Origin of the sequence: Algimonas ampicilliniresistens, from assembly GCF_030159955.1 — a bacterium.
Taxonomy (GTDB): domain Bacteria; phylum Pseudomonadota; class Alphaproteobacteria; order Caulobacterales; family Maricaulaceae; genus Litorimonas; species Litorimonas ampicilliniresistens.
Map to the genome: position 1 here is coordinate 537692 of NZ_BSNK01000001.1, position 11758 is coordinate 549449.

Annotated in this window: 14 protein-coding genes and 1 tRNA gene; 11 read left to right on the plus strand and 4 right to left on the minus strand. The window is 53.4% G+C overall.

Translation table 11 applies throughout. The annotated features are described in order from the left end of the window. Positions 1 to 105: 105 nt before the first annotated feature. Together QQL54_RS02375 and QQL54_RS02380 are read right to left on the minus strand one after the other, a co-directional pair. On the minus strand, positions 106 to 882 hold the full coding sequence (locus tag QQL54_RS02375) for a hypothetical protein (protein ID WP_284387104.1): 777 nt from the start codon (positions 880 to 882) through the stop codon (positions 106 to 108). Next, positions 879 to 1643 (minus strand): hypothetical protein, encoded by a 765-nt coding sequence (locus tag QQL54_RS02380; RefSeq protein WP_284387108.1) that lies wholly within the window; start codon positions 1641 to 1643, stop codon positions 879 to 881. The genes QQL54_RS02375 and QQL54_RS02380 overlap by 4 nt, the downstream gene beginning before the upstream one ends. A 211-nt stretch (positions 1644 to 1854) precedes the next feature. On the opposite strand from QQL54_RS02380, the gene QQL54_RS02385 reads away from it, so the two are divergent. The 6 genes from QQL54_RS02385 to gpmA all read left to right on the plus strand — a co-directional run bounded on the left by QQL54_RS02385 (position 1855) and on the right by gpmA (position 6875). Beyond that, positions 1855 to 2322 (plus strand): GatB/YqeY domain-containing protein, encoded by a 468-nt coding sequence (locus QQL54_RS02385; RefSeq protein WP_284387110.1) that lies wholly within the window; start codon positions 1855 to 1857, stop codon positions 2320 to 2322. A gap of 166 nt (positions 2323 to 2488) precedes the next feature. Further along, positions 2489 to 3469, plus strand: a complete 981-nt coding sequence (locus QQL54_RS02390; protein WP_284387112.1) for a YheT family hydrolase — start codon at positions 2489 to 2491, stop codon at positions 3467 to 3469. 14 nt (positions 3470 to 3483) lie between these two features. After that, positions 3484 to 3897, plus strand: a complete 414-nt coding sequence (locus tag QQL54_RS02395) for a DUF1499 domain-containing protein (protein ID WP_284387114.1) — start codon at positions 3484 to 3486, stop codon at positions 3895 to 3897. Positions 3898 to 3941: 44 nt separating this feature from the next. Then, positions 3942 to 5411 carry a S41 family peptidase gene (locus tag QQL54_RS02400; RefSeq protein WP_284387116.1) on the plus strand — a complete coding sequence of 490 codons (1470 nt, stop codon included), beginning with the start codon at positions 3942 to 3944 and terminating at the stop codon, positions 5409 to 5411. A 76-nt stretch (positions 5412 to 5487) separates the two neighbouring features. Beyond that, positions 5488 to 6075 carry a GTP cyclohydrolase I gene (gene folE, locus QQL54_RS02405; protein WP_284387118.1) on the plus strand — a complete coding sequence of 196 codons (588 nt, stop codon included), beginning with the start codon at positions 5488 to 5490 and terminating at the stop codon, positions 6073 to 6075. 68 nt (positions 6076 to 6143) lie between these two features. Then, on the plus strand, positions 6144 to 6875 hold the full coding sequence (gene gpmA, locus QQL54_RS02410) for a 2,3-diphosphoglycerate-dependent phosphoglycerate mutase (protein WP_284387121.1): 732 nt from the start codon (positions 6144 to 6146) through the stop codon (positions 6873 to 6875). Between the two features lie 34 nt (positions 6876 to 6909). Here gpmA and QQL54_RS02415 read toward each other — a convergent pair. After that, a tRNA-Ser gene (locus QQL54_RS02415) sits at positions 6910 to 6996 on the minus strand. Positions 6997 to 7090: 94 nt separating this feature from the next. On the opposite strand from QQL54_RS02415, the gene QQL54_RS02420 reads away from it, so the two are divergent. The 3 genes from QQL54_RS02420 to QQL54_RS02430 all read left to right on the plus strand — a co-directional run bounded on the left by QQL54_RS02420 (position 7091) and on the right by QQL54_RS02430 (position 9160). Further along, complete coding sequence (locus QQL54_RS02420) at positions 7091 to 8293, plus strand: hypothetical protein (protein ID WP_284387123.1); 1203 nt, start codon at positions 7091 to 7093, stop codon at positions 8291 to 8293. Between the two features lie 35 nt (positions 8294 to 8328). Further along, positions 8329 to 8853: a GNAT family N-acetyltransferase gene (locus QQL54_RS02425; RefSeq protein WP_284387125.1), complete on the plus strand. Its 525-nt coding sequence runs from the start codon at positions 8329 to 8331 to the stop codon at positions 8851 to 8853. Positions 8854 to 8992: 139 nt separating this feature from the next. Next, positions 8993 to 9160, plus strand: coding sequence for a hypothetical protein (locus tag QQL54_RS02430; protein WP_284387127.1), 168 nt, complete (start codon positions 8993 to 8995; stop codon positions 9158 to 9160). Here QQL54_RS02430 and QQL54_RS02435 read toward each other — a convergent pair. After that, positions 9157 to 9888: a LytTR family DNA-binding domain-containing protein gene (locus QQL54_RS02435; RefSeq protein ID WP_284387130.1), complete on the minus strand. Its 732-nt coding sequence runs from the start codon at positions 9886 to 9888 to the stop codon at positions 9157 to 9159. The two genes, QQL54_RS02430 and QQL54_RS02435, sit on opposite strands and share 4 nt — an antisense overlap. Positions 9889 to 10057: 169 nt before the next feature. Here QQL54_RS02435 and QQL54_RS02440 point away from each other — a divergent pair, with 169 nt between their 5' ends. Together QQL54_RS02440 and sucC are read left to right on the plus strand one after the other, a co-directional pair. Continuing rightward, the gene (locus QQL54_RS02440; protein WP_284387132.1) at positions 10058 to 10456 is read left to right on the plus strand and encodes a DUF2306 domain-containing protein; all 399 of its coding nucleotides are present in this window, start codon (positions 10058 to 10060) and stop codon (positions 10454 to 10456) included. An 82-nt stretch (positions 10457 to 10538) separates the two neighbouring features. Continuing rightward, a complete protein-coding gene (sucC, locus tag QQL54_RS02445) occupies positions 10539 to 11732 on the plus strand; it encodes an ADP-forming succinate--CoA ligase subunit beta (RefSeq protein ID WP_284387134.1) in 1194 nt (397 codons plus the stop codon). Positions 11733 to 11758: the final 26 nt, after the last annotated feature.

Consider the following 11758-nt stretch of genomic DNA (forward strand, 5'->3'; position numbering starts at 1 on the left):
CGCAAGCGACGTCGCAGTCTTGTTTGCAGCTACATGTGGAGACAGACAGGGTCGCGACGGCGAACCAATTTTGTTCTTTGACGTGTTGTGTGAGGCGGCGGAGGATCATTGAGTTGCGGCCTTGCTTTTCGAGAGGACAGGTCCCCAACGGGATTGCAGCTCTTCCTCCACCACAGGTAGGAAGTCTATATACCGCTGCAAAATCGGTTCATAAGCTCGCTTACGTTCTTGCGTTGTGTAGCTGATTGCCGAGATGGCCCGGGCGATTTTCGGGGATTGGCATAGGGTCTGAATATCAAAATCAACGCCTATGAACTCTTCAATAAACGGGTCGGCATAGGTGCGTGTGAGGTCGTAACGCACGTCTTCTTCGATAATGAAGCGGTAATGCTCCGTCATGCGGGAGACAGAGTCCGAAAAACTATTTCCCCGCCATTCGACGAGCGCGATAATGCTCGATAACTGAACTTTTAACGCCTTATTCCGAATAATGTCCGTGCGACCAGCCGCGATCATTTCGTCCACTGTTCGGCGTACGATACGTGGCGGATTGATATAGCCGAGTGTGTTAATGCCGCGCTGAAAAGGTGTTTCGTCCTCGGGGGTCACCGTGCAGGAATCGAGCGACTTGATCATAATCGCCTGATCGGACAGTTGCCGATCAAGGAAATTCACGTCCCGCCTCTGACCATTGATGCTCTCAACAAAGTCACCATGCAGTCGGATCAGATAGTCTCGCTCCTGCGTACGCTCAAGCCGCTCAGTGTTCCAATTCGCGACTTGGATACCGATAAAGACACCGACGACTACAATGAAAAAATCCAGTACGACTGCGAACCAGTTCTGGTCATTCACATGTTGGGTGAGGCGGCGGAGGATCATGGGGCGGTCTCATCCGGCTCGGGCGTGTTGATCGAGAGACCCACGGCTTGCGTGTTGTCCTTCACCGTCTCCCTTAGAGTATTTTGAAGCCTAAGCTCGAAGACGGCTGTGCGTTCCCACCGGTAAAACATTTTGAGAAAAGTCGGGTCTTTGCAGACCTCTTCCAGCGGTCCGACGATGCGGGCGCGCCGAACATCCGTGCCATTTAAGCTTTCGCTTGGATCAAGTTTCGTCGTCAATCCAACGCGTGGATGTTTGTCGACTTCATCAATTTCCGCGATGGGTTGAATGAGGTCTGACACCCTCGTAATTCCATCTAGTAACTGCGCATATTGGCGCAGTTGCGTCCGAATGCTGCTGGTTTGACGTTCAAGTAGACGTTCATTGGTCACCAATAGGTCAAGAGCATCAGATCTCGCCCGGGTACCACTGCTGGATCGAATATTATTCAGCCCAAGGTCAACAATGGCATCCGCGGTCTTCCCGGTTCGGCAGGTTTCCAAAACGACAATCGCGGCTTGAACATCCTCAAGCTGAGATTGGGTGCGCGCCGTTGTTTCTAATGAACCCATCCAAATTTCTTGGCTCTCTTCGCTCAGCCGGGTCATGGCGTCTTGGTAGGAGGTTTCGTCCCCGCGGCTGGTGTTCCAGTTGGTGAACTGCATGCCTAAAAGCACGCCCAACACAACGATCATAAAATCAAGCGCAACGGCGAACCAGTTTTGGTCTTTAACGTGCTTGGTTAAGTTTCTAAGTAACATGGCGCGCCCTTTTCCCACGGGTGGGACGTAACGCATTGCGGAATTGTGTCTAGCGGTGGTTGGGGCCGTCAACGGCGTGCTTCCCAGTCACGTTCCCCAGCCACGCTCATAGGGGCCATGCCCCAATCGTGACGCATTCACTTGGCAGTTGGGCTCGACGCGCCTATATGCCGCTCCTTAGAAAACCGGGGAGCCCCGGAAGAGAGACCCTATGAGCGAACCACTTCGCGACCAGATTAGTGCATCAACCAAAGACGCGATGCGAGAGAAGGCCACCGTCAGGCTATCCACGCTGCGCCTGATGTCAGCGGCCATAAAAGATCGTGATATTGCGGCCCGCGCGGCAGATCGTTGCGGCGGCATCGATGATTCAGAAATCCTCGGCATCCTGACCAAAATGGTCAAGCAGCGTGAAGACGCCGCCAAAACCTATGACGATAATGGTCGGCCAGAACTGGCCGAGCGTGAGCGTGAGGAAATAGAGGTTGTGCGCAGCTTTATGCCCAAACCGATGAGTGACGACGAGATCGAAGCCACAGTGAGCAAGATTGTCGAAACCAGCGGTGCGACCTGCCTAAAAGACATGGGCAAGATTATGGGGCAGCTTAAAAGTGGCTATGCAGGTCGGATCGATATGGGCAAGGCCGGGGCCGTCGTAAAACGGCATCTCTGTAGCTAGACGCCGCAGGCTTGGTCCGCCGATACGCGTTTGACGGCTCTGCGCCTCCTATTTGAGCCTTCTATTCATAAAGGGCGCGCATGCACGGCTTGACATTGCCGGGCGCAGAGCTTGTCTCTAGAGAGCGCCTCATCGCCCATAATATCTGATACCCAAATCCATTCTCGTGACCTTGCCGACCCCAAAACCTTTTAATCCGCCGTTCTGGATGCGGGCCGGTCTTGTGCAGACGGCGCTGGCTAGTTTCCAGTTTCGCAAGCGTGGTCCGAACGCGATGCTGGACGCGGCCGAGGACATCATCCTTGATTGCGAAGATGGAGTTCGGCTCAAGGGTAGCTATTCACGCCATCCCGACAATAAGGCTCTGGTCATCTTCCTACATGGTTGGGAAGGGTCACAGGATAGCACCTATGTGGTCAGCTGCGGGCGCTATATGTTTGAACGTGGTGCGAGTGTCTTTCGCCTGAATTATCGCGATCATGGCGGCAGTCACGACCTCAATGAGGGTCTATTTTTCTCGACCCGTTTCAATGAAGTGTTTGACGGCGTGCGCAAGGCGGCGCGGCTGTCAGAGGGTGCGCCCGTCTATATTGTTGGCTTTTCGCTGGGCGGGAACTTCGCGCTTCGAATTGCGCGGTCCTTGCGTGATTTGGCCATCCCGAAACTGCGCCGGATATTCGCGATTAGCCCAGTGGTTGACCCGTGGGGGGCGGCCCCTCTGGTCGATGCCAATCCACTCTATCGGCGCTATTTTCTTAAGAAATGGTCGGCCAGCCTACGGCTGAAACAGGCTGCCTTTCCAGATATCTACAATTTTGACGAAGTGCTCAAGAGCAAGCGTGTCTTGGCGATGACGGAGACCGTATTGCCGCTCTATTCTCGCTACGCGCGTATGGAAGACTATTTCAACGCCTATCGGGTCGATCCAGATGATCTGTCGCGCGTGCCCGTTCCGCTCGACATTATCACCGCACGTGACGACGGGATGATCCCGGAACGCGATATTCGTCGGCTGACGCTTAGCCCGGGCTCACGCATGATCATTCACGATCAGGGCGGGCATAATGGCTTCTTCCAATCCTTGTTGGGCCCAACTTGGTATGACGAACATATTGGCGATCTGATCTTCCAGACCGCTGCAAACTAGGTCAGGAGAGCGTCATGCGTTTGCTGTTTCTAATTCCCGCCACTATCATCACTGGCATGATCATTTTATCTCTGCTGAGCCAGCGCGGTAAGGCCAAAGGCCTTGTCGATGGCCGCCTTTCGCCGCTGCCGTCCAAACCGAACTGCGTCAGTTCCGAACCGGGAACGGATTCCGACAAACAGGTTGAGCCGCTCTCAACCAATAAGGACGGAGTGAAGGCCGCGATTGCCGCAACCGGCGGGACCATCACATCAGAATCTGACGATTATATCAGCGCCACCTATACGAGTGGCCTGATGCGGTTTGTCGATGATGTGGAATTTCGTCGGGACGGAAAGCTGTGGCAAATCCGCTCAGCATCGCGTGTCGGTCACTCCGATATGGGTGCCAATCGGAAGCGGGTAAAAGCAATTCGCGCCGCGCTTTAGCCCGCTCGTTGACGGAGTCATCCACGAGCTATAGCGGCGTCCTTATGAGCTTCTTTCGTCCCCTAATCGCGCTGATCATAGCGTCAGTTTTCTGCCAATCGACTTTAGCGCAGGATGAATTTAGCGAGCAGGCCGTAAAGAACGATCTTTCCGTTCTCCACATGACACTGCAGCAAGCGCATTACGATTTGTACGCGCATAGCAGTCGTGAAGACTATCGCGCGTTGCTAAACGATCTTTACGGTATGATCGACGGGCCGCAATCCGTGGTCGATGCGTCCAAGATATTTCAACGCTATGTTGCTTTTGGCAAGATCGGGCACGCGAAAACAGAAGCTGGGTATGTGCAATTCATCGCGCATATTGGGGCAGGTGGGCGGTTCTTGCCGATCTTTATTCGGGTTGATGGAGGTACCGTCTTTCTTGTCCAAGCGGCCGACATTGACGGCCAAACACAGGCCGGCATGGTGATCCATGCCATTAATGGGCGCAGCATCAATAGCTGGCTGAACCAGCTCGGTGTTTATGTTTCGGCAGAGAGAGACTTGATGCGCAATTCTCTGATGGAAGAGAGTTTTGCGCCACTACTTTGGATGGAATTGGGGGAGGTTGATAACGTGACATTGACGGTCGAGGGATCGGACAGTGTAAAGCGTTTGATTAAGGTCGATGCGGTCGATTTCCCGGGATACGCAGCAATACGGGCGGCAGCGCCATCGAAATCTTTGGATACGGACTTCAATGCGCGCGAATACCGCTTATTAAGCAAAGGCTTAGCCTATTTAAGACCCGGCCCGTTCATTGATCTAGACACAGCCGATGCCGATCAACGTGATCCTTCCTATTCTGGGGATGGTTTTTTTGAGTTCATCGATCAAGCTTTTGAGGACATGATCGCATCTGATGCGACTGACCTAATCATTGATCTGAGAAACAATCCTGGTGGGAACAATAATTTTAGCGATGCGATGACGGCGTGGTTTGCCGATAAGCCGTTTCGTTTCACCAATGACTTTCGTCTGAAAGCCAGTGCGGCAACGAAAGCGGACTACGAAAGACAACTTGAAAGCGGAGAGCCAGATGGTCTTCTCGCTGACCTTATCGAAGCAGAGATGACCCAACCCAATGGTATGCGCTACTCATTTGACATTCCCATGGTCGAACCGCGTCAAGTCCATGAACGCTATAAGGGACAGGTCTGGGCGATTGTAAATCGACACAGCTATTCTAACGCAACCTCGACGGCCGCCATGATACAGGATTACGAGTTTGGTCGTGTTTTCGGCGAAGAAACAGCGGACCTCCCGACAAGCTATGCCTCTGTTCTAACGTTTGAACTGCCGGAAACGGGAGTCGTTGTGACCTATCCGAAAAGCCGTTTTCTTCGACCTAGCGGAAATGTGACCATGCGAGGCGTCATCCCGGATATCGTTTTGCCGCGGGAGCCTATAGAGTCTGATAAGGATGTAATTCTCGAGGCGGTTTCTAATTATGTTTGGGCTTTACGAGATTAGTCCGCATGAACGTCAGCCTTTGTGCAATCGGGTCAGTTTAGTAATCCGTATTAGGTAGAACATCAGGAAAACACCCATGCCGGATCAACATCGTACGCCCAAGACTGTCGACCACGCTAAGGTCAAAGATCTTGTCCGCGAATTGCTAATTGCCCTCGGAGAAAACCCAGACCGGGAAGGGCTACTCGATACACCGCGCCGGATCGCCGATTTTTGGCGCGATTTTATCGAATATGATCCCGGTAAGCTGGAAACGACCTTTGACTCGGTCCGCCATAATCAGATGGTGGCTGTGACCGGCATGCGCGTCTGGTCCATGTGCGAACATCACATGCTGCCCTTTTGGTGCGATGTGTCGGTCGCCTATATTGCGCATGACAAAGTGTTGGGCCTGTCCAAATTTGCACGGATTGCGCACAAAAACGCGCATGCACTGTCGCTCCAAGAAAAGCTCGTTGCGGATATTTCCGACGATCTGAAGACTATCCTTGGCACGAAGGATGTCGCTGTCGTGGCTAAGGGCGAGCATCTTTGTATGACCATGCGCGGCATTAAAACGCCGCACCGGATGATTTCTTCCGCTTTGGATGGTCAGTTCCTGCAAGCGGAAACGCGTGCCGAATTCTTTAATCTGGTGAACGCAGCCGACGCGCAAATGCGCTAACGCGCGCTGAGGGCGTTGCACCGACTCGGCGTGTGGCGTAGGCCGCGCCCGCACAAGGAGACCTCGCCATGACTACTGATGTGAAGTCCACACTGGTTCTTGTCCGCCACGGACAATCGGTCTGGAATCAAGAAAACCGTTTTACCGGCTGGGTTGATGTGGGTTTGACCGCGCAAGGTACGCGCGAAGCTAAGAAGGCTGGTAAGTTGCTGGCCAAAGAAGGCCTTCGTTTCGATATTGCCTTCACCTCATTCCAGAAGCGCGCGATCAAGACACTCTGGCTGACGCTGGAAGGCATTGACCAGATGTATATTCCTGAAACCAAGGCGTGGCAGCTCAATGAGCGTCACTATGGTGGCCTAACAGGTCTGAATAAGGACGAAACCAAAGCCAAGCACGGCGAAGAGCAGGTCCATATTTGGCGCCGTTCTTTCGATGTGCCGCCGCCTCAAATCGACACAGATAACGACTATCACCCCGCCAATGACCCAAAATATGCGGCCTATGATCCGGCAATCCTACCCGGTGGCGAAAGCCTGAAGATGACAACTGAACGCGTTCTGCCTTACTTCAACGGGCAGATCCGTCAGTTCCTAGAGGCCGGGTCCAACGTTATCATTAGTGCTCATGGAAACAGCCTACGGGCCCTGATGAAGGATTTGTTCCAAGTTGCAGACGAAGACATTCCCGGCTTTGAATTCCCGACGGGTAATCCATTGCTGTTGGAATTGGGTGAGCATCAGAAAGTGCTGAGCGCGCGCTATCTGGATGAGAAACGCAAAAAGCCTTTGCCGATGTAGACAGCGCCTGTCGGCGCTCTGCGCTGGAGTCGCGCAGTCAGGGCGGGATTCGAACCCGCGATAGAGTTACCCCTATACCGGATTTCGAATCCGGCGCTTTCGACCACTCAGCCACCTGACCAAACGCGGATCATTCTGTAGAGATGAATGGCTCTACAGAATGGAGTGAAGCGCCGCGCTCTAGCGAGGGTAGGTTGGAATGGCAACGGGACGATGTGAGTATGATTATCTCATGGCCTAACGGACGGGAAAGAAAAATGGCGAGGGCGTTCTGGTTGCTTCTATCAACCGTTCTGCTCTCCTGTTCAGGCAGTGAGGGTGAGCCGGCTCTGGGCTCGAATCAAACGCAGGCTGTACAGTCCGTTGAAATTGACTTTTCGTATCCGAATAACTGGCGGGCACCTGAGGCAACCAATCAAGCTTACAAGATGCAATCAGGCAATGTGCCGTGCCCATTATCGAGTGATCCTAACTATAGTTATGTCGACCCGATCCCTGTTATTAGAAACTTGGCAAAAAAACATTCTGTTGTGATGATAAATGAATCTCACTCTATAGCGCTTCACCGAGTGTTTATTGGAGAGTTATACGAAGATCTGAACAAGCAGGGGTACCAGAATTTTGGCTCTGAATTGTTGGGTGATATCGAATGGGCATGGTTGAATGAGCCAGACGGATTTAAATCGAACGGCTTTCCCTCAGATCTGAAAACCGGACTAGCCTACTGGCAAGATCCCGTTTTCGGGCAAGTCATGGAGCGGGTAAGTCGCTTGCCCGGAAACTTGTTTTCGTTTGAAGATAACGCATTATCTCCGCCAGTTGGGGCGCAGGGAAGTGTGGATCATAGAGAGTTCACTCAAGCCAAAAACATCAAAGAATATGTAGATGAATTTGCGGGTCAAAAGTTTTTTATTCACTCTGGGTATCACCATATAAAGGAGCGAAATGAAGGCTCGAACATCATCTGGATGGCGGAGTATTTCAAGCGTTTAACGTCCATTGACCCTCTGACGATCAGTCAAACTGACTGTTATGGAACATCTCCTTTTGAAAGTGGCCTGCTGGGCTACGGACTATTGGTGGACAAAAAAGGCATGCCAGTCTCTAGGAACGGATATGACCTTATCTTGTCAGCCCCAAGAGGCCCCTACTACAAGGAGCGCCCTATTTGGCTGCGTGATGAATTAGGCAGAAGGTTTGTTGAGGTGCCTAAAACAATCCGATTTGATGGGGCGTCCGATTTCACACTTATAACGGCTTGGGACGTGAACAAACCCGCGATGATACCTGCTGAAGACATAATATACCGCGCGCCGCAGTCCAATAAAGTCCTCGCACTCAGGCCCGGTAAATATTCTGTTGTGGCAGAAGACAGAGATAAAATGGTTCTAGGGAATGTGCTTATAGAGGTCGATTAAGACGCGTCGTATGACAATGGGGAGGAGCCTGAATTATGCAGTTGAAACCAACATTAGAGACAGAACGTCTGATTTTACGCCCGCTGGATATCGTTCGCGACATAGACGCTGTGTGCGAGGCCTATGCCCACGCTCCGACCATGCGCTATCTGGGTGGTAAGACGATGGATCGCGCTCAAACTTGGCGATCCATTGCCATGATGTTGGGGCACCATCAGGTGCGCGGTTACTCATTTCTGTCAGTCATTGAAAAAGAGACGGGCCAGTGGGTTGGGCGGGTTGGGCCTTGGTTTCCGGAAGGTTGGCCTGCGCCGGAAGTCGGCTGGACCATTCATCCAGCTCACACCCGTAAAGGCTATGCTAAAGAAGCCGGTCGAGCCTGTTTGGACTATGTGCGTGACGGATTGGGTTGGAGTTCCGTCATTCATGTGATCGCCGATGGGAATATCGGATCGGAGAAGACAGCCGAAGCGCTAGGATCAAGGCGACTCTACGCTTTGGAAGACGGAATTCCGGGCGTCACGACCGATCTGTGCCATGTTTATGGGCAAGATTTTTAACCCGGGTTAAGGTGACAGACATTGGCTCTATACTTCTGCGGCGAAGCAGGATTTATGCGCTCAAAATCCTTGTCGGCCCGGATCTTGCTAGGAAGAGTTAGGTTCGGTAGACGCGTAGATTGGCGCGAAGCGTATGAAAATGGTGACGAAACCTGGTTTGACGCGATTGGCCTTGGATGCCGTTATCGTCGTGGCCGTCATTGTGAGCGCTATTTACGTCATCGCCGTTGAAGCGTCCGCCAATGAATTAGACGCTCCGGCGATCTCTAAGACTTCTCTAAAAATCGTCCAACCCGTCGACCGTTAGCTGAGCCAGCCTGCCTCGCGTAGCCGCTGAGCTCCCGCTCGACTAACAGGCACATCTGTGCCGTCTTTAAGTTCAATCACGAATTTGCTGCCGTCGCGCTTGATCTGACCGACCCCGTCTTCTGCGACCCACCAGGATCGGTGCGGGCTGAGCCCACTCACAGGTCGGGCCAGGCCATCGACATCCGCTAAGCGCATCAGAACCATATGGCTGCCCGCGCTCGTGTGAATACGAATATAGTGATCCTCAGACGTGACCCCGTAGAGGTCGGCCCCTCGAACTTGCAGGGGCAGGCGGTCCATCAAGGCGGGGCGCTTTGAGTCCTCATCCTCCGGGCTCGGAGCTTGACGACCTGCTAATTCGCCGACCGCAGTGATGACGATGGCAATCACCCAGATATAGAACAGGGTCATCAACAGGCTCGCCGGGCTGGTTTGCCCGAACCCATAGCCAAAGCCGCCAATGACGAAGGGGGCCACGGCGAGCGTCGCGCCTAGAGATTGGAGTAGCGTATAACGCCAGCCCGTCATTGGGGGCGTCCAGCGTTTCGCGGCCCACTGGACCGACAGAGCGCCGAGCCCACCTGCGAGGGACATCCCGATCCAAAAGGCCGCGCGACCCAAGAGGTTGAAACTATGGGTGCCGAACGGTGCCAGCACTGTCAGTACCAACCCGGCCAATAGCGGAGTGATCAGAAAGGATGCGATGCGTTTTTTGGGGATTCGCACGACTATCAGTGATTCCAGTGGAGTTTGAAGGACGTCATTCGCGCTTCGTGAACGGCAGGGCCGCGATTTTCAAGTCGGTTCGCGATGTTGGATTGTCGCTTCATGCAAAGCTGCTGGCGGTGCCTGACTAGGCCTGCTCCAAAGCGCTCAAGCTAAACAGGAGAGCGTTATGGGTATCGAGTATTTCTTCAAAGCCAGCCTGGCTGTGCAAATCCACATCATCGTCGCGATTATATCGCTGATCTTCGGGGTTTTCATTTTCACGCGGCGCAAGGGCGACACGTCGCATAAGCGCATGGGGAAAGTGTTTCTGGTCTTCATGTTAGCCACGGCCATCTCAGCGATCTTTATTCGCCAGATCAATGATGGCAGCTTTTCCTGGATCCACATCTTTGTGCCCGTCACCTTCATTGGGGCTTGGGAAGCGGTCCATCATATTCGCAAAGGCAATGTGCGCCATCACAAGCGGGCGGTGACGGGCATGTTCTTTGGCGCGCTGCTTATTCCCGGTATTTTATCCATGCTGCCCGGCCGCCTCATGCATGTGATTGTTTTCGGCTTGGGATGACTCAAGCCACAAAGCGCGGTTGCGGGTAAGGCGAGGGGCGTTATAACGCGCCCGACTCCCTTAACCGACGGACCACCATTCCATGAACATCCATGAATATCAGGGCAAACAAGTATTGAAAGAGATCGGCGCGCCCGTCTCCGAAGGTATTGCGATTTTCAAAGCCAGCGAAGCCCGCGCCGCTGCCGAAAAACTCGGCGGCCCTCTCTGGGTTGTGAAATCCCAAATCCACGCGGGCGGACGCGGCAAAGGTAAATTTATTGAGCCCAGCGCCGGCGAAAAAGGCGGCGTTCGCCTTGCCTTCTCTGTCGACGAAGTGGTTGAGAATGCCGAGCAAATGCTTGGCGCGCACCTCGTGACGGCGCAGACCGGCGAAGACGGCAAGCAGGTCAACCGCCTCTATATCGAACATGGCTCCGACATTGAGCGCGAGCTTTACATCTCCATCATCATTAACCGCGAAACATCGCGCGTGTCATTCATCGCCTCGACTGAAGGCGGCATGGATATTGAAGCCGTCGCGCATGACACACCTGAAAAAGTGATCAATTTCGACATTGACCCAGCCACAGGCTTCCAGCCGCATCATGGCCGCACGCTGTCCAAAGCACTGGGTCTCTCCGGTGATCTCGCCAAACAGTGCGGAAAACTCGGCAAAATCCTTTATAACGGCTTCCTCGCTAAAGACATGGCGATGCTCGAAATCAATCCGTTGATCGTCACCGAGGATGGTCGCTTGCACTGCCTTGATGCCAAGATCAGCTTTGACGGTAATGCGCTTTATCGCCACCCCGATGTCGAAGCGATGCGTGACGAGACGGAGCAAGACGCGAAAGAAGTCGAGGCCGAGAAATACGACCTCTCTTACGTCGCGCTCGACGGCAATATTGGCTGCATGGTCAATGGTGCGGGTCTGGCCATGTCGACCATGGACATCATCAAGCTTTACGGCGCAGAGCCAGCCAACTTCCTCGATGTTGGCGGCGGCGCGACGAAAGAAAATATCGTCGCTGCATTCAAGATCCTGACATCTGACGACAAGGTCGAAGGCATTCTGATCAATATTTTCGGCGGTATTATGAAATGCGACATCATCGCCCAAGGTACGGTCGATGCGGTCAAAGAAGTCGGCCTGAAAGTCCCGCTCGTCGTTCGCCTTGAAGGCACGAATGTCGAAAAGGGCAAAGAGATTATTGATAATAGCGGCCTGAACGTAATCAGCGCCAATGACCTCGATGACGCCGCACAGAAAATCGTCAAGGCTGTCGCAGGCTAACGCGCCGCAGACGCTCTTTAGACGAC